The 18,853-nt window shown below is 58.2% G+C and carries 29 protein-coding genes; 3 read left to right on the top strand and 26 right to left on the bottom strand.

The annotated features are described in order from the left end of the window. Positions 1 to 27 precede the first annotated feature (27 nt). The 26 genes from I6J26_RS12105 to I6J26_RS11985 all read right to left on the bottom strand — a co-directional run bounded on the left by I6J26_RS12105 (position 28) and on the right by I6J26_RS11985 (position 16,628). Entirely contained in the window at positions 28 to 222 is a 195-nt protein-coding gene (locus tag I6J26_RS12105) for a hypothetical protein (protein ID WP_115021838.1), read from the bottom strand. Further along, positions 222 to 1,493 carry a phage major capsid protein gene (locus tag I6J26_RS12100; RefSeq protein ID WP_115021836.1) on the bottom strand — a complete coding sequence of 424 codons (1,272 nt, stop codon included), beginning with the start codon at positions 1,491 to 1,493 and terminating at the stop codon, positions 222 to 224. Before I6J26_RS12100 ends, I6J26_RS12105 begins: the two co-directional genes overlap by 1 nt. After that, the gene (locus tag I6J26_RS12095) at positions 1,486 to 2,616 is read right to left on the bottom strand and encodes an HK97 family phage prohead protease (protein ID WP_115021834.1); all 1,131 of its coding nucleotides are present in this window, start codon (positions 2,614 to 2,616) and stop codon (positions 1,486 to 1,488) included. The genes I6J26_RS12100 and I6J26_RS12095 overlap by 8 nt, the downstream gene beginning before the upstream one ends. Beyond that, positions 2,613 to 2,966, bottom strand: a complete 354-nt coding sequence (locus I6J26_RS12090) for a RapZ C-terminal domain-containing protein (protein ID WP_115021832.1) — start codon at positions 2,964 to 2,966, stop codon at positions 2,613 to 2,615. The genes I6J26_RS12095 and I6J26_RS12090 overlap by 4 nt, the downstream gene beginning before the upstream one ends. Then, positions 2,963 to 4,222 (bottom strand): phage portal protein, encoded by a 1,260-nt coding sequence (locus tag I6J26_RS12085; RefSeq protein WP_115021830.1) that lies wholly within the window; start codon positions 4,220 to 4,222, stop codon positions 2,963 to 2,965. The genes I6J26_RS12090 and I6J26_RS12085 overlap by 4 nt, the downstream gene beginning before the upstream one ends. Positions 4,223 to 4,233: 11 nt before the next feature. Next, complete coding sequence (locus I6J26_RS12080; RefSeq protein WP_115021828.1) at positions 4,234 to 5,916, bottom strand: hypothetical protein; 1,683 nt, start codon at positions 5,914 to 5,916, stop codon at positions 4,234 to 4,236. Then, positions 5,903 to 6,253, bottom strand: coding sequence for a terminase small subunit (locus I6J26_RS12075; RefSeq protein ID WP_115021826.1), 351 nt, complete (start codon positions 6,251 to 6,253; stop codon positions 5,903 to 5,905). Before I6J26_RS12075 ends, I6J26_RS12080 begins: the two co-directional genes overlap by 14 nt. Further along, positions 6,253 to 6,648 (bottom strand): hypothetical protein, encoded by a 396-nt coding sequence (locus I6J26_RS12070; RefSeq protein ID WP_147279331.1) that lies wholly within the window; start codon positions 6,646 to 6,648, stop codon positions 6,253 to 6,255. Before I6J26_RS12070 ends, I6J26_RS12075 begins: the two co-directional genes overlap by 1 nt. Next, on the bottom strand, positions 6,641 to 8,026 hold the full coding sequence (locus I6J26_RS12065; RefSeq protein WP_115021822.1) for a DNA methyltransferase: 1,386 nt from the start codon (positions 8,024 to 8,026) through the stop codon (positions 6,641 to 6,643). Before I6J26_RS12065 ends, I6J26_RS12070 begins: the two co-directional genes overlap by 8 nt. 21 nt (positions 8,027 to 8,047) lie before the next feature. Further along, on the bottom strand, positions 8,048 to 8,305 hold the full coding sequence (locus I6J26_RS12060; RefSeq protein ID WP_147279330.1) for a hypothetical protein: 258 nt from the start codon (positions 8,303 to 8,305) through the stop codon (positions 8,048 to 8,050). A gap of 169 nt (positions 8,306 to 8,474) precedes the next feature. Next, on the bottom strand, positions 8,475 to 8,768 hold the full coding sequence (locus I6J26_RS12055) for an HNH endonuclease (RefSeq protein WP_115021820.1): 294 nt from the start codon (positions 8,766 to 8,768) through the stop codon (positions 8,475 to 8,477). Between the two features lie 125 nt (positions 8,769 to 8,893). After that, entirely contained in the window at positions 8,894 to 9,490 is a 597-nt protein-coding gene (locus I6J26_RS12050; RefSeq protein WP_115021818.1) for a hypothetical protein, read from the bottom strand. Then, entirely contained in the window at positions 9,487 to 9,621 is a 135-nt protein-coding gene (locus tag I6J26_RS12990; protein ID WP_258553369.1) for a hypothetical protein, read from the bottom strand. The genes I6J26_RS12050 and I6J26_RS12990 overlap by 4 nt, the downstream gene beginning before the upstream one ends. A gap of 8 nt (positions 9,622 to 9,629) precedes the next feature. Beyond that, positions 9,630 to 10,061, bottom strand: coding sequence for a RusA family crossover junction endodeoxyribonuclease (locus I6J26_RS12045; protein WP_181815361.1), 432 nt, complete (start codon positions 10,059 to 10,061; stop codon positions 9,630 to 9,632). After that, on the bottom strand, positions 10,051 to 10,305 hold the full coding sequence (locus tag I6J26_RS12040) for a hypothetical protein (RefSeq protein ID WP_147279329.1): 255 nt from the start codon (positions 10,303 to 10,305) through the stop codon (positions 10,051 to 10,053). The genes I6J26_RS12045 and I6J26_RS12040 overlap by 11 nt, the downstream gene beginning before the upstream one ends. A 19-nt stretch (positions 10,306 to 10,324) precedes the next feature. Continuing rightward, positions 10,325 to 10,486, bottom strand: coding sequence for a hypothetical protein (locus tag I6J26_RS12035; protein ID WP_181815360.1), 162 nt, complete (start codon positions 10,484 to 10,486; stop codon positions 10,325 to 10,327). 964 nt (positions 10,487 to 11,450) lie between these two features. Then, positions 11,451 to 11,858 (bottom strand): single-stranded DNA-binding protein, encoded by a 408-nt coding sequence (locus I6J26_RS12030; RefSeq protein ID WP_115021809.1) that lies wholly within the window; start codon positions 11,856 to 11,858, stop codon positions 11,451 to 11,453. Beyond that, positions 11,855 to 12,811, bottom strand: coding sequence for a hypothetical protein (locus I6J26_RS12025; protein WP_115021807.1), 957 nt, complete (start codon positions 12,809 to 12,811; stop codon positions 11,855 to 11,857). Before I6J26_RS12025 ends, I6J26_RS12030 begins: the two co-directional genes overlap by 4 nt. A gap of 14 nt (positions 12,812 to 12,825) precedes the next feature. Then, a complete protein-coding gene (locus tag I6J26_RS12020; RefSeq protein ID WP_115021805.1) occupies positions 12,826 to 13,488 on the bottom strand; it encodes a hypothetical protein in 663 nt (220 codons plus the stop codon). Continuing rightward, positions 13,485 to 13,823, bottom strand: coding sequence for a hypothetical protein (locus tag I6J26_RS12015; protein ID WP_115021804.1), 339 nt, complete (start codon positions 13,821 to 13,823; stop codon positions 13,485 to 13,487). The genes I6J26_RS12020 and I6J26_RS12015 overlap by 4 nt, the downstream gene beginning before the upstream one ends. Beyond that, entirely contained in the window at positions 13,820 to 14,743 is a 924-nt protein-coding gene (locus tag I6J26_RS12010; RefSeq protein WP_181815359.1) for a YqaJ viral recombinase family protein, read from the bottom strand. The genes I6J26_RS12015 and I6J26_RS12010 overlap by 4 nt, the downstream gene beginning before the upstream one ends. Before the next feature lie 177 nt (positions 14,744 to 14,920). Beyond that, positions 14,921 to 15,181, bottom strand: coding sequence for a hypothetical protein (locus I6J26_RS12005; protein WP_115021800.1), 261 nt, complete (start codon positions 15,179 to 15,181; stop codon positions 14,921 to 14,923). Next, positions 15,178 to 15,483, bottom strand: a complete 306-nt coding sequence (locus tag I6J26_RS12000; protein WP_115021798.1) for a hypothetical protein — start codon at positions 15,481 to 15,483, stop codon at positions 15,178 to 15,180. The genes I6J26_RS12005 and I6J26_RS12000 overlap by 4 nt, the downstream gene beginning before the upstream one ends. After that, positions 15,480 to 15,722 carry a hypothetical protein gene (locus tag I6J26_RS11995; RefSeq protein WP_147279328.1) on the bottom strand — a complete coding sequence of 81 codons (243 nt, stop codon included), beginning with the start codon at positions 15,720 to 15,722 and terminating at the stop codon, positions 15,480 to 15,482. The genes I6J26_RS12000 and I6J26_RS11995 overlap by 4 nt, the downstream gene beginning before the upstream one ends. A 115-nt stretch (positions 15,723 to 15,837) precedes the next feature. Continuing rightward, positions 15,838 to 16,044: a helix-turn-helix transcriptional regulator gene (locus I6J26_RS11990; protein ID WP_115021794.1), complete on the bottom strand. Its 207-nt coding sequence runs from the start codon at positions 16,042 to 16,044 to the stop codon at positions 15,838 to 15,840. A 362-nt stretch (positions 16,045 to 16,406) separates the two neighbouring features. Beyond that, the gene (locus I6J26_RS11985; protein ID WP_115021792.1) at positions 16,407 to 16,628 is read right to left on the bottom strand and encodes a transcriptional regulator; all 222 of its coding nucleotides are present in this window, start codon (positions 16,626 to 16,628) and stop codon (positions 16,407 to 16,409) included. 159 nt (positions 16,629 to 16,787) lie between these two features. Between I6J26_RS11985 and I6J26_RS11980 the strand changes: the two genes are divergently transcribed. The 3 genes from I6J26_RS11980 to I6J26_RS11970 all read left to right on the top strand — a co-directional run bounded on the left by I6J26_RS11980 (position 16,788) and on the right by I6J26_RS11970 (position 18,758). Continuing rightward, positions 16,788 to 17,144 carry a hypothetical protein gene (locus tag I6J26_RS11980; RefSeq protein WP_115021790.1) on the top strand — a complete coding sequence of 119 codons (357 nt, stop codon included), beginning with the start codon at positions 16,788 to 16,790 and terminating at the stop codon, positions 17,142 to 17,144. Positions 17,145 to 17,240: 96 nt separating this feature from the next. After that, the gene (locus I6J26_RS11975; protein WP_115021788.1) at positions 17,241 to 18,440 is read left to right on the top strand and encodes a tyrosine-type recombinase/integrase; all 1,200 of its coding nucleotides are present in this window, start codon (positions 17,241 to 17,243) and stop codon (positions 18,438 to 18,440) included. Positions 18,441 to 18,524: 84 nt separating this feature from the next. Further along, positions 18,525 to 18,758 (top strand): hypothetical protein, encoded by a 234-nt coding sequence (locus tag I6J26_RS11970; protein ID WP_115021787.1) that lies wholly within the window; start codon positions 18,525 to 18,527, stop codon positions 18,756 to 18,758. Positions 18,759 to 18,853 lie beyond the last annotated feature (95 nt).

The following is an 18,853-nucleotide window of genomic DNA, read 5'->3' as shown; positions in this document are numbered from 1 at the left end:
CACAGACCCCCTTCCTCCGATAGGTGCCTAGTCAGATGCAGCGCGGTTCTTCCGGGGGCGGCCGCGGCGCGGCTTATCCGCCTTTACTTCCACCGGCGCCACCTTCACTTCCCGGGCATCCGGGTAGTGACGGGCGGCAGTTTCCGGGGAGAGCATGAGGGTGAACTCCAGCCCGCTTCCTACCGGAACGCTATAGGGGCGCAGTTCACGCGGGGTGCCCATTAGGCAGCCGCTCCGGTATCGGCGGCAGCGCCGGCGCCGGAAATCTTACCCGTGACGAATGCAGCCGGGCGCGGAACCATGAGGCCGAGACGCTCCTCGGCGCGCAGGGTAACGAGGTTGTTCTCGAAATCATCCACGTTGGTATTCGTGGAATCCACGCGCAGGCCACCGCGGCGAAGGATAGTCGCACCCTGGCGGAACGCGCCCACCATGTAGGTACCCTGCTCCACCGCCGGGGTGGAAACCACGCTCAGGCCCCACACCGCCGGGGACAACAGAATACCGTTATTGCCGTACTGGCCCTGGAACGGACCGCCGGCGAGGTACTGACCGTTATTGTCCTTCTTCTTGCGCAGCTGCTGGTAATCCGCCGGGTTAAGCATGATGCCGTCGGCGGTAAGCGGGGTAGCCAGCGCAACCATATCGATAGCTTCCAGCAGACCATCGAACGGGTCGCCGGAAATATCATGAGACTGAATTCCTTCACGGTTGAAAAGGCCCATGAGGTTGGAGCCCTGGCCGTCACCATTCAGGAGGGCTTTTTCTTCCTCGACAGAGAGGTCGTAGACAAGCTGGTTATTAATGTAATCCGCGATGAACGGAAGATCTTCCAGCATCTCATCGGAGACCTTAGTAAGCGCCGCAATCTTAGCCGGGGACTCGGTTACCAGATCCAGCGGGGAGTAGCGGACGTACGGCTTCTTAGCGCCCTCGGCGACGAACTCCGGGCCGCCTTCCGCAATGCGGTTAAGCTTTTCAACCAGGTACTTAATTACCGGCTGGGTAAGACGCGCAGAGCCCATGAGGTCGGCGGCTACCAGGCGCTCACGGCGCTGGTTGACAATCGCGCGGGACCACTCGGTGGCGTATCCATCGATAACGCCCTGGCCCTGGCCGCCGGTAAGAGACGGGTCGGAGGCCGCCTTAAATTCCGGGGCCTGGTAGGAAATCGTCTTACCCGGGCGGAAGGCCTTCAGCTCGGCGGCGGCGGACTTCACGAAATGACCGCCGAGGGTAGATTCATCGGTTTCACCCGTCGGGGAAGGATCACCGGAATCAGCGCCGCGACCGAACTGCTTCAGGGCCTTCAGCATTTCATCGCGCTCGACACGATCCGCGATTTCCGCGTCGTATTCCTTCACCTCGTCCATCTTTTCCTTAACTGCGTTGTATTCCGCCTCGGACATGGAGTCGCCCTTAAAGGCAATCTCCTCAATTTCGGCACGGAGCTTATCGCGCTCGGCCTTCAGTTCTGCGATCGTCTTACGCATTAGTTGCTCCTTCCATGAGCATCACGAGAGCCTTAGCCGCGCGGGCGCGGGCTAAGCTGGATTCATCTTCCGCCGATTCATCGGCGCCGGGGGCGCCGTCGAGTTCATGAGCGGCGGCCTTACACGCCTGTGACAGGCGAGCGCGCTCCGCCTCGGACAGCTTCCCGGCCTGCTTCACAGCGGTCGACAGCATCTCGGAGGCGTTCTTAACGGACAAAATTTCAGTTTGTTCATTCGCGCCAATCGGAACGACGGACACCTCATAGAGCTTCAAGCGCTTCAGCTCAAAGACGTGCTCGTCATCCACGGTGGCTTCCGCAGCATCGAGCACGCGGAACGCGAAGCTCATCTGAGATAGACGGCGTTCCTTAATCAGGCGATGAACCTGCGCCGCCTTTTCGTTGTCGAGGTCCAGGACCGCCTCAATCTTCAGGCCGTGGTCATCTTCCACCGCGGAGGTAACCACGCCGATATTTGAGAAAGGATCCGCGAAATCATGGCCGTACAGCAGCGGGATATTGTTTCCGGATTCCTTCCATTCCTTCAGCGTTTCCTCAAAAGCGCCGCGGCGGATTACATCACCGTATGAATCAACGTTGTCGAATACCGCGGCGTAAGCGGAGATATAGCCTTCCGGGGTGTCATCGGCGCCGCCGGCCTTTACTTCCACCTTGAAATCTTTCAGCACTGGTTCACCTTCCTTTTCATCGTCGGGAATTACCGGCGGGTTGTCGTACCAGCCCCTAATTCGTTCTTCCGTTCCTTCAGGGCGGTCATCCTCTTCCGCGCGGGCTAGGCAGGCTTCCATACCGGGGTCGAGAATATGAAACTCCGCCCCAACCGCCTTAAAAGAGGCGATTGTCGCCGGCGGCGGGTTGCCATGGATCAGCCACACATCACCAACGGGCCGAGTTTCCGGATCCATGAGCCAGCCATAAAGACCGCGCCGCATAGCGGAAACTACATCCGTAATCGCCGGCGGTTTTTCATGATGCAGTTCCTGCCCCGCTAGGCATGAGTACACCGCGTCTACATCAAAGCGGGGGTTGCCGACTCCGGCCTTTTTCGCGACGTAGGTTGATTTACCAGAGCACGGCGGGCCCATGACAACGTGAATAGTCATCGTTGATCACCTCCTAGGCAAAGGTGCCTAATAGTATTTTTCGAGCCGCCGAGCCGTAAAAGTTCCCCTACGTATTCCGCCATGGCCACGGAGCGGTGGCGGCCTTCCTTGCAGATGAACACCATGAGCGGGGATTCATGATTTCGCTCGAGCTCCAGGCCGAGGCAGGCGATAGTCGCCGCCCATTGTTGAACCACGGGGTCAGAGAGGTAGTAGCGCTGCACCGGCTCGTCGAGGCCGCAGCCGTTGGCAACTATCGGCGGGGGTGGGGGAAGAACTGTGAGGTCGAAAGCGGCGTGGCCTACCGGCGCGTTCCCGTATTGGTAACCCCAGGACACTAGCTCAATCATTCGCTATCCCCTTCCGGTTCACCTTCCGGGCCGCTACTTCCGAATTCCGTATTCAGCGGGCGGGCAAGGTCATCGCCACCATCAATTTTCGGAAGGTTGTTCATCGCGCGGCCTTCATTCACGGTCATCCACGGCGCACCAATCGCCTGGGAGGTAACCGCGGCCTGCTCTTCAAATCGGGCGCGCAGACGCTCGCCCATATTGAATTCCGCGTAGTACTCGTCGGTTTCCACCCCCATCATTGGCAGCAGGAAAGAATTCAGCGCTTCCTCGATCCCCTTCATGATTGGCAGCAGGGAATCACCGTAGAGGGACTGCCGGAATTCCTTCACGTTGGAATAATTCGCGTTATCCAGAATGCCCACCATGGTCGGGTTCACGTGATAGACCTGCGCCACGGTTTCCAGAGAAAGTTTGGTTTGTTCCACCACCTGCTCATCGGAAGCCTTCAGGTGATGAGGGGAGAACTTCATCCCATCTTCCAGTAGGGCAATTCCACCCGCGCCGGAACCACCGGCGGCGAATTGGGCACGCAAATCAGACTTAAACCGCTGGCGGTCCTTATGGTCCCATTTCGCATCCAGCGGCCGCTCGATGAAACCGGCCATACGCGGGCCCCTATCCCACAGCTGGGCCTGGTATTCCGCCCGGGCCCTATTTTGCTTCAGCACATCTTTCAGAGCGAGGATCGGGGAAACACCGCACTGGGTGGAAGACGGGTTATAACCCGAATGGCGAATGAGCTTTTCCGCGGGTAGGAAGATTTCCCGGCCGCGTTCATCGTTTAGGGTAATGCCCTTAAAAGTCCACGGGTCATCAAAATACCGTTTCCTTACCCACCGTAGAGGAATCGGATAAATGGACCACCGCGCCCCCCACGAATCATCATAATCCACGTACCAAATCCACTCGTCGTACAGGCAGAGATCCATCACGGTAGTGGTAAGCAAATCAGACATGAGCAAAGACCGGGAAGATTGCTTCAGCAATTGGGCAAGCTCGGAATCATGCACCCTTACCCGCCCGCCGTCGGCTTCCCGCCGGTAAGCATGCAGGGATACGGATGACACCATACGGGCGATGAAGCTGGTTACCGTACGCAAATGCGGTTGAGTACGGTACAAATCTTCCACCGACATGTGATCAATATGGAAGTCCCAGATTTCGTTGAGGTTAATCCCGTTATCGAGGGCATAGTTACGCGGTTCTTCCGCCGGGGGGCGCCGCCACCCGGTTAATTTATCCAGAATGCCCATAAGGCCTCCTATCAGAAAATAATCATTCCCGCGTCCAGGTCCTCGGAGAGTTCTTCATCCGCTTCATCTTCATCAATCCAGCCGTCGCCGGAATAAGCAGAGATAAATTCTTCTTCCTTATGGTGGCCAAGCCACCACGCGATATTCGTTGCAATGAACGGGGTTGCATCGCCTACCGATTTATCCCTATCCCAGATAAAGACGTCGCCGGCCTTCCTATCGCGCACACCTACCACCGCGGCTTCCAGCAGAGTCGGGGAAGCTTCCTCCCCTTCCGCCCGGCCGGAATGATGAACTTCACCCGCGCGAATAGCGTTCAGGTATCCCAGGACAGAGCCGCTCATTTCCGCACCCTGCCACGGCACGATTTCCACGCCGGCATCTTCCAGCAACGGGGCCAGCGCCGCCGAGGGAGCGCCGCGAATCTGCATACCAACACGGCCGTCGAAACCCACCGCGCGGCGGGCTTCCAGCCAATCAGCAACCCACGCGATACCCGCGCGGGAGGCAACTACCTCCACATGCCAATGACCATCCGGGCGCTCGAAAGCCACCGCGACATGAGCCGCGCGCGCTTCCACCGCGACATCGATACCGACATAAACCGGCGTTTCTTCCGGGTCGATTTCCACCGGGGATTCCAAAGAGGCCCACAAGTCCTCCCCAATCTTTCCCGGCTCCAAAGATTCCACCCATTGACACAGGTATTCCGTACGGAATCCATCCGGGGAGGACTTTTCAGCTTCCGGATCCACCGCCGCTTTCGCTTTAGCCAGCATGTCCGATTCCGTACGCACGCCGTACCCCAATGACGGGTTCGCTTCCGCCCAACCTTCCCTATCAAAGATAGAGCGGCCCGGCTCGGCGGACCATTCCGCCAAAAAGAGGCGTTCATCATCGGTATCGCCGGCGTTAATCGCCTTCAGAGCAACGTTCCGAATACGCCTCAACACCACAGACTGCGCGGTACCGGCGTTACTGAACGCCCAAATTTGATTCCGGGGCCGCTCCGAGGTAGTTGGCTCGATGGCTTCCCACATTTCTTCATCGGTATATTCCCGCACCTCGTCGAGTAGCGCCAAATCCACAGAGTAGGAACGGCCACCGCCGTTATTAGCAACCACATACCAGGCGGGCATACTTCCCGCCGCATCAAGCACATACTCTAAACCTTTCGGGACCTCCCCTAATTCAAGACGGTTCGAACCGTTAGCGGTTCGCATAGTTGGAACCCACTTCCCGCGCTTCATCTCGTGGGGTAAATATTTCTTCATATCAGGATGAGACCGAGCCAGATTAAACGCTTCCTTCAATGTGCCTTGCGCAACATTTAGATTTTGAGCAGCGGAAATCATTTCGGATGCCCCGTCATAGAACAACCTCCACAGGCCGAGGATGCACATTAGAAGCGTTTTACCGTTCTGGCGTCCAACAAGCACGCAGACCTGCCTAAAGCGGTAATCGTAATAGCGCGCCGGCGGCGTATCCGGGTCGAAGGAATCAGAGCCCGGAACCGTTGTCATATCCAGCTCGAGAGCATGGATAAACAACCACTTTTGCCACGGCCTTAGCTCCAGGCCGAGCACCGTCTCGGCGAATTCAATCACCCCGAAACCCAAAGACGTTTCCGGGGTGAGTTCCACCAGCGGAGGGGTGAAAATACGCGGCTCGGTCTTGCCCTTAAGCCCGGCCACGGATACGGGCCCGGCGCGCGGCGATTTCGTTCTTCACTTCCTTATCTTCAGGGCCCGGCTCGGAACCGGTTTCCTTCAGACGCTTCAATAGAGCATCGAGCTCGGCGCGCGCAGCTGGAAGGCAACCAAAATCAGTCATGAGGTTCTTGAAATGCGGAATCATGTACATCGCTTTAGTAGCGCGTTCACCACCGGCCAGAAATTCCTTTTCCAGCTGGTTTGCTGCTAACAAAGCAACCTGCACCATGGCAGAGTCCGCCTCGGTAATCACATCACCACGCGCAGCAATGGACCGGACTACGAAAGCCGGCAATGAGTAATCTTCAGAGATAGACATTATTCCCCCTGTTTCAAATCAGCCGGCTTCCACAATCGCGCCATTTCTTCAGAAACGGAGCCGTCGAGTTCAGTACTAACGCCGGATTCCAACGGGTTATCGCCGAGTTTCGACAGCAGGGTCGCGCGCTGGCCGGTAATCTTCAGGGCCTGCCCTACAGCGGTAGAGTCACCGCGGGCGGCCTGCTTCCAAATCGCCTTCAGCAAAGAATCCAGCCGGGACAGTTCAAGACGGATACGAATATCAGGCGATTCCGAGCTCATGGCAGACAGGTAGCCAGCCACCATGTCCTCGGCTTCAATCACATCAACGCCGAGACGGTCGGCAATATCCGCGTAAGACACGCCGGCCACGCGCAGGTTCACCGCGCGTTCCACATCACTAATTTCATGCAAGGAAATCAACCTCCTCTCCATCACGCCGAGGAATCGAACCGGTATGTTCTTGCCAGCGGCGGCAAATCACATCAACATACCGCGGATCCAGTTCCACCAGGCGGGCCTGCGCCCCGCGGTGGTGCGCAGCAATCAGGGTCGAGCCGGAACCGCCGAAGAGGTCCAGGACCACACCACCCGGCGGGCATGAGTTGTTCAGCATGCGCAGCACCAAATCAACCGGCTTCATCGTGGGGTGAACATCGTTCGAGCGCGGCATAGCAAATTCCAGTGTTGTGAACTGGGAATTATTGCCAAACCACCGGGGGCCACCCCGGCCGAGGCGGACCGCGCCGCCCGGCGCGAAACCGTACAGCACCGGGCCGTGGCCTTCCTTGTAGGGGGCGGTGGTATCCACCTCGTCGGTATTGGTTTCATCTTCCGCTGGGGTTTCGGCTTCATCACCAAATTTCGGGGCTTCACCAAAAAGAATCGGCTCATGCTTGTAGTGATAATCCGCGCGCCCGATCGCGTGGTTGTTCTTCACCCAAATCAAGTTCTGGCGAAAGATTAGACCGGCTTCACGAAACGCGGTTTCAAACACCAGGCGTTTCGCATCGGCATGCGCCACGTAAACCGGCGCGCCCGGTTTAGCCGCGGCCACCAAAGTAGTAAACGCCCCATGCAGCAGCTCGGCGAGGCCTTCCTCCCCATCATTCAAAATCGAATGATTAGCCCGGTTAGTTTGGTAACCGTCCCCAGCATGCCGCGCGTTAGAGGAATAAGACACGCCATAAGGCGGGTCGGTCCACACGCAATCCGCGAGCCCATCAAACAGCAGATTTTCTAAGACACCATCGATATTCGTAGAGTCGCCACACCACAGGCGGTGCGGGCCGAGCTCCCACACATCACCCGGCGCGGAAATGGGTGCCTTGTCAGGAACCGAGGGGGCTTCATCCCTATCCGTGAGTTCCTCGGGTTGTTCTTGCGCTTTCAGAATTTCGTTCAAATCGGAATCCGTATAGCCGGTTCCATCGAGCGATTCCAAATCAGACAGCAGCGCAGCCAGCGCCTCGTCATCGTAGCCGCCGAGGTCGGCTAATCGATTATCGGAAGCGACGATAGCTTTAGCCGTATCATCATCAACATCAATCACCGCGCAGTCGATTTCTTCCCACCCGATAGACCGCGCCGCCATGAGCGTGTGATTACCGGCTAAGACTTCCAGCGGCCGACCGGTTTCCGTTCCGCGGTTAACCACAATCGGTTTATATTGGCCACGCGCCCGCAAAGATTCCGAAATACGGGCTACATCACCACGCCGAGGATTCCCCTCAAAAAGCAACAGTTCATCCACGCCAAAGCGCTCATAAGAAATAGCGTTCACGCGGCTCATTGAAACTTATCCCCCCAACCTTTAATATCCTGCTGCGCTTGACGAGCTATCGCGATAGCCGGGTGAGGAATCGGCGCGCTCCACGTTGAACCGGGAAAGACCTTCCAGCTCTACCCCATCGAGCACGATAACCCGCGCGGAATCAGGAAGGCGGTTCAGTACGCCGCGTTTTACCGACACGCGGGAGACCGCCACGCGGTGCGATAGGCCTTTTTCGGTGCAAAACGCAGCGGAATCGCACAATCGGGGGCCAATCACGGCGGCTATTGGGCTATTCAACGGGCGGAGCTCCTTCCGGAAGTGTTTCTATCTACGCGCGCGCACGCGCGCACGCGCGCGACCGGGGGGCGGTCTGGCGCGTGGGGAGAGAGGCCAACCCCTCCCCGCTCATTTTCCGGGGCCTTCCGAGCTAGTGATTTGAACGCCCCTACCCCGCCTAGCGCGCCGTTTAAGCCCATTGTGGGAGGCTGCGGCGGCCGAGTGGCAGGGGGCGATCCTTTTTTCCGCGTGAGCGGTTGCAGGAGGCGTGGGCTGGTCTGAGGTTGTCGGGGTCGAGGGCGAGCTCGGGGTAATCGGCGCGCGGGAGAGCATGGTCGGGCTCGAAGGAGTTGGGGGTGCCGGGGCGCGCGTCGTAGTTGATTGGCTGGTTACAGAGCCAGCAGGCGGCGTTTATGGCGCGGCATTGTTCTAGGTATTCGCGTCGGAGGTTGGCTGCGGCGCGGCCGGTCCATTTATCGGCCATGGCACCTCCCCGGGGTTGAGGTATGGATAAACCCCCGTACGTTGTCCCGGGGGTGTTGCGTGTTTCCGGGGCGCACGGGGGCCACGGCCACGAAGTATAGCACATGAGCGGACAACGTTGGGTTATTACTGGTCAGCGGCGTTTCTTTCGGGCGGTGTTGAGTTGAGGTAATCGATTATTTCGGTGGTTCGGTAGAGGTTTAGCCTTCCGTTGGTTTCGGAGTTGATTAGGCCGCGTGATGCGAGTTTGCGTAGTTGGTCGGCGGTTACGCGGTGGCCTTGTCCGCGGAGTAGGGCGATGACATGGCGGGCGGGGCGCCAGGGCTCGGGCCGGTTGGTACGAGGCGGGGCGGGGTAGAGCAGGTGGTTGATTTGGTTGCGTTGCCAGCGCAGTTCATCGGCGAGGTCGTCGGCTACATCGAGCTCGGCGAGGGCCTCGGCGTTGAAGAGGATCCAATCCATGAGCTCGGGCCAGTTCTTGTTGAATGAGCGGCGGGGGGTGATGAATCTTTTAGCATCGCAGACGAAATCGTATAGGCGGAGTTCTAGCTCCATGCAGAGCTCGACGGGGCGGGGCCGGCCGGGGCTGGCGGGTCCGAGGCGGCCGCCGGGGCGCATGGTTCTTTCATCGCGTATTTTCCCGGAGGCGTGCTTAGCGGCTTCCAGTTCGCTGTAGGCACGGCGGAGGGTTTCGGCGGTGGCGTGAAGGGTGTCAGGGTTCATGGTTTCTCTATTTCTTCCATCCATTCATCGAAATCCGGAATATAGCCAGCGAAGAGCCAGAAAGGCAGTTGCGCTATCCAGTTGAGTCTCCGCCATGCGAGAGTAAGGCAGGCTTCCCATAGCTTGTTCACGGTTTCTCCTATGAAGCGCTGTGTGGCCGTTTAAGCGAATCAATGTGTATGTGGGCACCCGGGGGTTCATTGAGGCGTGCTCGGCGCTTAGCGGCGCGTATGGCCGCTACTCTGGCGTCGTCGTGAAGCACCCGAGCCTCAACGAGCGCGTCACCTACGGCGCGCACGAGTTTATCCAGATCCGGGGTGACCGTATGCCAACCGCCGGGCTCGGGCTCGTCCTTCCGCGCCGGGAGGACAAACACCACATCCAGCAACACCGGTTCATCGACGGGGGCGCGGCGGCCGAATGCAGCACGCGCCCGGGTTGCTACCAGTTGTCGCCACGCCGGCAGGTATTGGGAGGATTCCCGCATACGGCCGGAACCTAGGTAGCTTTTCGAGCCCTGCGGGCGGGGAATACCAGGAACAAAGACGGCCATGATTGGATCATTCGTCATCGCATAACCCGCAATCGCAATCGCATTCATCGACGTCAATCAGCGGCACGGGGACGAAACTGGCGATGATGTTCACATCTTCATCATCGGCGCGTACCCATTCCGCCCCGTTGAGGTGGTACCAGGCTTCAAGGTCGCCGAGGTGGGGGCTGCGGACTACCAGCTGGGGCAGGCCGCCGTAGACGGTTGCGAGGAAGGGGGTTCCTGCTGGGGTGAGTAGCGGCTCGAATTCTTTGGTTGTCATGCGGAACATTTTTGGTTTCCTAACGGTAGAAGAAGAACGGGCGGTTATGGCGGGTTGCGGGGCGCTCCCCGCGGTAGCGTTCTATCGCGCGGTCAAGGGCGGCGCGTTCCCGGGGGTTTAGTTCACCCCGGTTAGCGCGCAGCGTGAGGCGCGCTAGGAGGTTGTGCAGATTGTTGTTCATTTGGTTTCCTTCCATGAAGTTTCAAAAGGGCGGCTGGTTGGTTTCGTGAGTGCAGCGCACCGCAACGGAGCCCTCGCGGGCAATCCCGTTGTCATCGCAGCGGGGACAGGCATCAATGGCGGCGCGGCGTAAGGCGCGCTGGGTACTCTCCTCGGCCCGGGCGTGGGTCTCGGCGGCTTTGCGTAATCGTTCGCAGGCGCCACACGGGGGAATTTCATCATCGGGAAGCGCGGCATGTTTCTTGCAGACCGGCCGCCCGCCGTTAGGCGTGGGCGGTTGGTCGGGAGAATTTTCAGGGGGGGTCGTTTTATCCACAGCCTGTGGATAACTAGTACCGTTACTGATCTCCTTAACCCCCTCTCCCCTGTTCCCCTGTTCCCCTGTTCCAGTAGAGGAAATTAGGCGCACATGCGCCGAGCTTCCGCGACTATGCGCCGAACTTCCGCGCATATGCGCCGAAATTCCGCTACTTTCCGCATCTTCCCCAATGACCTGCATCTTTTCAGGGTCGAAGGGTAGACCGTCCTCCGGGGCGGGGTATTTCGAGCCGCTCATACGGGCATTCTTAGATTGATGCCTTTTCCAGTTCGGAATCGCGTAATAACGCCTTCCGCCAACGTCGTAAAAATCTACCGCGCATACGCGCCGAACTTCCGCGCATATGCGCCGAAATTCCGCTACTGATATTTCTTCATCGTTTGGGAACGCAAAACCCAACAATTCGCGCGGGTTATACGTCCCCCGCCCGGCATCATCCGCCCAATTCCACATAGCGATATACAGCAGCCGCGCCCAGGGCGACATAGACGTAACCGACGGCGAGGACCAGAACTCCGGCTTAATCGACCGAATCCGGGGCATCATCAATTCCTTCCAGAGGTAGATAAAACTGGTCCCCCACCTCCGACGGCATGAACGGAAACGCCGTAGAGATAGGGGACAAAGACTGGTTACACATTGCGGTTTAGAACGGCGGTTCACCATTAACCGCGGCGCCACCGGAATCGGATTCCAGATTGGACAAAGCGGTAAACACCTTGTCGGCGATGAACTCCGTCTTATAGCGGTTTTCCCCATCACGGGTCTGCCAGCGGCGCTGGTTCATACGGCCATGCACCACCACTAAATCCCCTACCTTCAGGTGAGTATTAGCCCACCTGGTCCACGGAACCGGGTCTTTATCGCGCCGTTCTTTATCCCACAGGGACACATCAATCACGGCGCGGGCGGCTTCCTTCCACTCCCCGGAATCCCGGTCGAGGTATCGATTTGATTGGATCAGGGTGAGGTTCACCACCGGCGTTCCCCCGGCCGTGTAGCGCAGTTCCGGGCCGGAAACTAAACGCCCAGCACGGTATTCGTAATCAATCATTGAGCATTCCCCTTATCGATTTCGCGCCACCGGTCACGGCCGGCCTGTAGGAACGCGTCCGGGGCGCCTTCCTTTTGCAAATCAGCCATGAGCTTTTCCACATCCGCTTTCCCGGTATAGCCATTAAGCGTTTCCTTCAGGTCGGCGAGTAGCGCGGCGTCATCATCGGAGAGTTCTTCCGCCGGGGCCGGTTGGGCTTCCAGCTGCGCAGGTTCCGCGGATTCCGCCGCCGATTCTTCCGAAACATGGCTAGTGGAGTTGGCAAGAGCGGCCTTCAGCCCGGCATTACCGCGGCCGCTATCCATCCGACGAGCCTGCGCCTTAATCGGCGCCGGGCCTTCCAGCTCGAGCTCTTCCGAGGAATACGGAATGGCATTCAGAACATCCGCGGCCATACGGCGGCAGACTTCCATAGCCGCTTTCGCGTACAGCATCTCTTCCGGTTGGCTGGCGTATTTCTGGTTAGACGTAAAGCCCGCTTTCTTCGCGCGCTTAATATCCCACGTTGAGGTAAACACCGCCGAGGAACCGCGGCGCCGGCCGCAAACAACCACGCGCTCGGCGGAGGATTCATCCACCCACACCTCGTGGCCTTGTGCTAGCACGAGGGACACAGCCGTACGCGCATAAATGGAGGGGGTGCCGTTCACAACAAACACGTTCTGAAGCGAGGTCGACACGCCGAAACCCAAATTCGCGCCGTACACCGCGGCGGCTAGCGCTTTCGCAATAGCAGCGTCCTCACCCTGGGCCGGGGCATTCTTCCGCGGCGAAAAATCAGGAAGATAGGCCTGCGGCACCATACGTCCGCGAATGAGCACGGGCACGACTTCACTAGCCTTTTGGATCACTTCCAGTTCCCGGTCGATAGCATCAACCGCGGTATTACGAAATTCATTCTTCACCGCCGAAATCTCGGAATCGGACGGCTCGTAGCGTTCAATATCAGACATTATTTTTCCTTCCTTTAGGGTTTAATCCAGAAACGGTTGAGGTCCTCATCATCACCAATCACCTGGCGGAAGCCGGGAAGAATGAGGAACGGGTCATACAGCACGGAATCATTCACATCCAGCGGGAACGGCAAATCATCGGTACCAAACATGGAAGCCAGCTCGTCGTCGTTGACTACCAAGCAATCCCAATTGGCAGCCCAATAATTCGGGTACCGTAAACCGGCGCAGGCTTCCGCCGTGAAGATAGGGGCTTCAATATCGCGACCATCGACCAAATAGAAACCACCGTGATAGCCGGAACCAATATTCTCGGACGAAAAAATCACCGCGATAGGGTGAGCCGGGAAAAGGCGGGAGAGCTCTTCCAGCACCGGGGCGGGATACAGGCCCGCGGTGGAAAAAATCACTTCCGCCCAGTATCGTTCTTCCTTTTTATCGGGCTCGATAACCGTTGTATGGAAGGCGTTTCCCTTCACGCCGTGTCGGCGGCGTTCCCAATCAACAATGAACGACTCATCACGCCATTTCGCCTCGGTATCGGGTATCGCCGGAGGAGGAACAATCCGGTTGAAATCGAATTCGCCTTTATCGTTGAGAACCAGGGCGAGGAACTCGTCGGCAATATCCACGTTGACACGCACGCGGATAATGCAGGTGCGGGAGCGGCGGATCATGCTTCCTCCTTATGTTGTGCAATAGCGAGTAGGGCAAGGGCGAGGGGACGAAGCTCCCACGGCTCTACGGCGATGTACCCGGTCGGGAGTTGAGGGTGAGAGCTGCTGCGCCCACGTTCGATAATCAGCCCGTTGCGGGGTACAACTAGCCGCCCGGTTGGCAGTGCCGTGAGGCGCGGCAGGGTGACTTCGATTGTTCGGGCGCGCTGGTCGGCGAAGGTGAGGGCTCCGGCGTGGGTGAGGAAATACATCCAGGGCTCGTCATCATTGCAAGCCGCCCATTCGCCCCAGCCCCCGGTACGCAACCGCACCCGCTTCACTTTCCACCGGCTCATGCTTGCTCCCGAATATCAGCAGCACGGTTGAAATACACCTGCGGGGTGGCCCCCATTCGGGAACGCCGGTCGGCGATTTTCACGCCGCGGTATTCCGCAATTCGGGCCGAGCCCATAAGCTGCGCGGCCTCCGACTTCACGCCGATTACCGCGCTCTTTGCTTCCTTTTCCGCCTCGGCGGTATCCAGCCACCGCAACGCGGTTTCACGGTCGACTTCCACCCGGCCTTCCCTATCGATTTCCGGGTGCATTCCGCGCACCGCGTCATAGGTAGCTTTCGATTCATCCAGCGGCGGGAAAGCACCGGCGCGGATCGCTTCATCGGCTTCCGTGAGTTTGTCGACAATCAGGGCGAAAAGTTCCGGGTCCCAGGGCACCCTATGAATCTCAGGAAGCCCGGTCGGGCCGAGCACCACAATAGAGGCCTTGTGGATTCCGGACACGCCCTGCTGAAAGTTCACCTGGGTCAGGTAATCGTATGGGATGGAATCCGGTTCATCGGGCCGCCCCCAATCGTTCATAGTCATAGCGGTCTTACATTCAATGATGTGGAAGCGCTCCGGGCTGGTAGTGCCGTACTTCCGGTTCATCGCGCGCCTATCAATTGTTGCCATATTGGGGAACGGCAAATCATCGTTTGTATAGGCGATTTCGGCGCGGCCGCGGCGGGCCACGTTGAGATGCCAACCGGGGTTATTATGCAGCCACCATTTCGCCAAAGATTCTTCAGCGATATGACCCCACGCCGCGCGGTCGGCATTCATCGGCGGGTGATCAACATTCCCGGCCAATTCATGCCAGGCGGCGAACTGTGAGGTCCATCGGGATACGCCGAGGATTCCGGGAACTTTAGACGCGGTAATAATCCGCGACCATTCACCCGTTCCCGGGGCAGGCGGGTGTTCAATTATTTTGGGCACGATTCATTTCCCTTCTCATTTGGCGAAACACGTATTTGCGCACGGTTTCAGAGTCGACGCCGTACACCACGCCGAGGCGGGCAAGCGCGCCGCATTCAGACATTCCGCACGCGCGGAAATGGCGATACTCGTTAGCAACATCCGGCCATTTAGGCCGCTTCAAGGGCAAAGGGCATGTCATGGCTCCGGCTCCCCGAATCGATGAATGAAGTTCATTTCTAGGGTTCCGGGAAAATCATCAGGGATAGACGGCTTCCCCTCTTCAGACAGGGCGGAAGAAAGGGACCGCAACGCGGAGCTCATGCCACGCAGTACATCCCACGCGGATTCCAGTTCCTCCTCCAGGCGGGAAACCTTCCTAGAGATGACGCCAACCATCACGCCGGGAATCCCGAAAAAGACGCCTAGCACGATATACGGAATCAGCTCGGCACTCATTCGTTTTCCTTTAGTATTTCCGATACCTTCAGGATCAATTCATCGGAATATTCTTCCCAGACGGCGGCCGATTCTTCCGCCCCGCGCTTAAGAGAATCCAGCTCGCCTTTAACGCGCTGTAGGGTCACCTCGGTAAGCGCCGGGCTGGACGTATTTCCGCTGGCTATGTCTAGAATGTGAAGTACATGAGCGATTGAGGAAGAAAAAACTTCAAGTGAAGCTTTACACTTCCTAGCATCGAGAGCTCGGATCATGGCATTCTTTAGCACCTCGTTATAGAGGTACTTTTCATTCTCGTTCATTCGTTGTCCTCCAGCGCATCAAACATTCTTTCTTGACGCTTCACGCGCTCTTTGCGGGCATTATTGGAGAGTGATTCCAATTCGCGCTTAATACCGCCGAGCAAGGAAGAGGCGTACTTCATCGAGCCCGTTCCTACCGGGACCCCCGCGGACGAAATCAGGAATGCCGTGAAATCAATTTCTTCCACGATTCCGGAAAGGCTAACGATCGCCATCTCGCAGCGGGTCTCGACCTTCATGAGGTCCTTCCAAACCTGAAAATCATCTTTCATACCAGGCCTCCGGCGGCTAGCAGGAAACCAATTAGCACCGGGGCGCCGAACACGGCGCCGAGGGCGTAGTCCTTCCAGTGGTTCACGCGGCACCTCCGACCTGGGTTAGGGCATCAACGCGGGACTTCAGGAAGCCCACGCGGGCGCGGCCTTTTTTCATGACCTTCACGGGGCCGAGGTCATCGGCATCACCATTCTGGACGTATCGGTACAGGGAGCGGGCGGAAATTCCGAGGATCTCCGCGGTTTCAGGCACCGTATAGGTGCGGGGCAGTTTGCTAGTATTCAATGTGTCCTCTTTCCAAAAAGGGGGCTAGCTCGTTCCCCCGGTCGAAATTTGCAGAAACCACCGGGGGAACTTTTTCGATTTCCCGCGGCCCTATTGGGGGTCAGGCCGCGGAAACTTACAAGGGAGACATGCAGCAACCCCTCGCCCGTCGGCGGGATAGGGGTCATGAGGGCGCTTAACGGCCTCAGAAAGAGGGAACTTCATACCGATTTGACATGCCTCCCGGCTCCACCGGCGAGGAATCGAACCTCACCTATTGCGCACCAGCGCGGGGAACGCGGGAAGAAATTTTCCCTATTTAGTTATGGAGGCGCTCGCCCCGCCCGCCCTTTCCCCATCACGCCGGGCGGGGTGAGCACGATTTAGGCGGCGGTCTTTTCCTCCACCAAAAGCATTTTTCCGTAGGGCCACCCCGTGATTTTTTGCAGAATAGCGAGGTCTTTTAGGCCCGGGGCGTTCTTCCCGCGGCGCCAGTTATAAACCGTTTGCGGGGAGCGGTCGAGCTCTTTAGCCAGGGCGGCATCGCTGGTCACGCCGAGCACCTGGCGGGCGCGGTCGAGGGATTCAGGGTCGAGACGGATCATGATGTTGAGGGCTCCTAGTGCTTCATTTTGATACGCTGCATCATTTTAACGCAGCCTATAATTTTTTTACACAGGACACGCCATCTTTCGATATCGCTGCAGGTCACACGCGCCGCTTCATTTTGACGCACCCCCTCATGGGTATATACACTCGGTCCCATGAACCAAGAACAATGGCTCCGGCGGGCCACCGGCGGGGACAGCAACCGCAAAATTTCCGAGCGGGCCGGAATATCCGACGCCACCCTCGGGCGCCACATGAAAAACAATGAACTTCCAGCGGACACCATCATCAAAATTGCCGAGGCTTATAACAGCAACCCGATCGACGCCCTCGTCGCCCTAGGCTTCATGCAGGCGAAGTGGAGTACAGCGCCTACCCCGCTATCCGCGCTGCGGCAGGCAAGAGACCAGGACCTCACCGACGAAATTCTCTACCGGCTAAAAATATGCGAGGAAATCCGGGGCGATACTTCCACCGCCCTCGCCAACAACACCCCGGTCAATCAGATATAAAACGAAAAAGCCCCGCGTGTATTCGAGTACGCGGGGCTGGGAACCGCCCTAAAAGTGTAAGCAAAAGAGCAAAGAACCCACAAAGGACAATAACACATGAGCGTTCATAAACGCCTATCGCCCAAAGGAAAAGAACGATGGATCGCCCGCTGGCGCGACCCCGGCGGGAAACAGCACTCCAAAAGTTTCGACACCCGCGGCGAGGCGGTCCAGTGGGAAGCGGACCAAATCAGCGCCGCCGCCCGCGGGAACTATCTGCCTAGTGAGATGCAAAAGCTCACCGTTAAAGACGTTTTCACGCAATGGCTTTACCACCGGCCGCTGCGCTCAGCGAGCCTCATCCAGTACGAATACACCCTTAATAAGAATCTTCCACCAATCGCAGACTATAAAGCCCATGAGCTCACCGCGGCGGACGTTCAAAAGTGGGGGGCGCAACTACGCACCGGGCGGACATGGATAGACCGCAAAGACCGCGGAGTAAGCGAAACCACCGCGCGCAACGCCATGAGGCATCTTAATTCCGCGATGAAGTGGGCAGTTGCGGAAGGAATGATTCCGCGCAACCCCGTTGTCCTTCCTAAACGAAATGACGCCCTCGAACCGGACCTCATTCCCACCGCCGCGCAGATTCACGCCGTGGCCAAAGGACTACGCGCCGGCGGGGTCAAGTACACGGAAGTAAAGCGGAAGGGCGGCAAGCCCCGCACCAATCATTTACGGCCCGATCCAGTACTTGCAGACATGCTAACGCTCGCCGCGTTCACGGGCGCGCGAATATCGGAGCTGGCCGGCCTTTTGGTTTCCGAAATCGACTATGAGGCCGGCATTATCCGAATCAGGAAGCAGCTCGGGAAAGAGGAACCACGCCGCCGCGTAGAACTAAAGACCACCGGAAGCCGCCGAGATATTCCAATCGCCGCGGACGTTACCGCGCTACTTCATCGGCATACCGACGGGCGGGAAGGCAATGAGTATCTTTTCATCTCCGCGACCGGGAGGCCGATCATTCATTCGCGCGCGGCGGTAAAAGTTCGCAGAGTTGCGGAAGCGGTAGGAGCGCCGAACGTTCACTTTCACGCGCTGCGGCACTATTTCGCGTCACAGTTGATTACGGCAGGTGTTCCGATTCAGGACGTGGCGCAGGTATTGGGACATTCATCGGCGGCGACAACGCTGGCGGTTTATACGCATGTGGTTGAGGGCGCGCGGGAGCGGGTAGCCGGGGCGATTAGCTCGGCGATCGGTTCAGAGCTTAAGTCGGCAGCGGTCCCGCTTCACGCAATTGGTGAATAAATTGTGTAATGTGGTGTTGACACTTTCCCCTATTTTGGTATACTTAAGGTGTAAGCAAAAGAGACCGGGAGAAAGGCACCCGCAATGACCCTGTACACCTACCCCGAAACCGACTCCATCATTCAGGTCATGGCCGAGGAAATGAGCCGTTACGGCTACGAAATCGACCATCACGCAGCTCAGGCAATCGCCAACCTTCTCGATGAATGCATGGAAGTCGACGATGAAGGCGGAACCGCAATCAACTTCCTCGACGCCCTCGCCCAGGGCGCCCGCGCCGCGGTTGAGTGGTTAGAGACCGAGCTCGGAGAGGCCTAAAACGCAGGAAATCCCCCGGCCGAAATAGCCGGGGGAACTTTTGTGTGATCCATGTGGGATCGTCGACCGGGGCGCGGAGGATAGCGGCGCCCCTA

The sequence above is a fragment of the Corynebacterium minutissimum genome (assembly GCF_016889765.1).
Lineage (GTDB): Bacteria > Actinomycetota > Actinomycetes > Mycobacteriales > Mycobacteriaceae > Corynebacterium > Corynebacterium minutissimum_B.
The sequence above is the reverse complement of the archived record's forward strand: the minus strand, read 5'-3'. Positions and strand labels throughout refer to the sequence as shown.

Excerpts from the sequence above, each read along its gene's own strand:
- I6J26_RS12050 (WP_115021818.1), bottom strand. The coding sequence starts at position 9,490 with ATGAACCCTGACACCCTTCACGCCACCGCCGAAACCCTCCGCCGTGCC.
- I6J26_RS12035 (WP_181815360.1), bottom strand. The coding sequence starts at position 10,486 with ATGAACAACAATCTGCACAACCTCCTAGCGCGCCTCACGCTGCGCGCT.
- I6J26_RS11995 (WP_147279328.1), bottom strand. The coding sequence starts at position 15,722 with ATGAAGGTCGAGACCCGCTGCGAGATGGCGATCGTTAGCCTTTCCGGA.
- I6J26_RS12105 (WP_115021838.1), bottom strand. The coding sequence starts at position 222 with ATGGGCACCCCGCGTGAACTGCGCCCCTATAGCGTTCCGGTAGGAAGC.
- I6J26_RS12045 (WP_181815361.1), bottom strand. The coding sequence starts at position 10,061 with ATGACGAATGATCCAATCATGGCCGTCTTTGTTCCTGGTATTCCCCGC.
- I6J26_RS11975 (WP_115021788.1), top strand. The coding sequence starts at position 17,241 with ATGAGCGTTCATAAACGCCTATCGCCCAAAGGAAAAGAACGATGGATC.
- I6J26_RS12085 (WP_115021830.1), bottom strand. The coding sequence starts at position 4,222 with ATGGGCATTCTGGATAAATTAACCGGGTGGCGGCGCCCCCCGGCGGAA.
- I6J26_RS12020 (WP_115021805.1), bottom strand. The coding sequence starts at position 13,488 with ATGATCCGCCGCTCCCGCACCTGCATTATCCGCGTGCGTGTCAACGTG.
- I6J26_RS11970 (WP_115021787.1), top strand. The coding sequence starts at position 18,525 with ATGACCCTGTACACCTACCCCGAAACCGACTCCATCATTCAGGTCATG.
- I6J26_RS11980 (WP_115021790.1), top strand. The coding sequence starts at position 16,788 with ATGAACCAAGAACAATGGCTCCGGCGGGCCACCGGCGGGGACAGCAAC.
- I6J26_RS12015 (WP_115021804.1), bottom strand. The coding sequence starts at position 13,823 with ATGAGCCGGTGGAAAGTGAAGCGGGTGCGGTTGCGTACCGGGGGCTGG.
- I6J26_RS12075 (WP_115021826.1), bottom strand. The coding sequence starts at position 6,253 with ATGTCTATCTCTGAAGATTACTCATTGCCGGCTTTCGTAGTCCGGTCC.
- I6J26_RS12040 (WP_147279329.1), bottom strand. The coding sequence starts at position 10,305 with ATGACAACCAAAGAATTCGAGCCGCTACTCACCCCAGCAGGAACCCCC.
- I6J26_RS12055 (WP_115021820.1), bottom strand. The coding sequence starts at position 8,768 with ATGGCCGATAAATGGACCGGCCGCGCCGCAGCCAACCTCCGACGCGAA.
- I6J26_RS12005 (WP_115021800.1), bottom strand. The coding sequence starts at position 15,181 with ATGAGTGCCGAGCTGATTCCGTATATCGTGCTAGGCGTCTTTTTCGGG.
- I6J26_RS12090 (WP_115021832.1), bottom strand. The coding sequence starts at position 2,966 with ATGATTGAGCTAGTGTCCTGGGGTTACCAATACGGGAACGCGCCGGTA.
- I6J26_RS11985 (WP_115021792.1), bottom strand. The coding sequence starts at position 16,628 with ATGATCCGTCTCGACCCTGAATCCCTCGACCGCGCCCGCCAGGTGCTC.
- I6J26_RS12030 (WP_115021809.1), bottom strand. The coding sequence starts at position 11,858 with ATGATTGATTACGAATACCGTGCTGGGCGTTTAGTTTCCGGCCCGGAA.
- I6J26_RS12100 (WP_115021836.1), bottom strand. The coding sequence starts at position 1,493 with ATGCGTAAGACGATCGCAGAACTGAAGGCCGAGCGCGATAAGCTCCGT.
- I6J26_RS12095 (WP_115021834.1), bottom strand. The coding sequence starts at position 2,616 with ATGACTATTCACGTTGTCATGGGCCCGCCGTGCTCTGGTAAATCAACC.
- I6J26_RS12065 (WP_115021822.1), bottom strand. The coding sequence starts at position 8,026 with ATGAGCCGCGTGAACGCTATTTCTTATGAGCGCTTTGGCGTGGATGAA.
- I6J26_RS12025 (WP_115021807.1), bottom strand. The coding sequence starts at position 12,811 with ATGTCTGATATTGAACGCTACGAGCCGTCCGATTCCGAGATTTCGGCG.
- I6J26_RS12000 (WP_115021798.1), bottom strand. The coding sequence starts at position 15,483 with ATGAACGAGAATGAAAAGTACCTCTATAACGAGGTGCTAAAGAATGCC.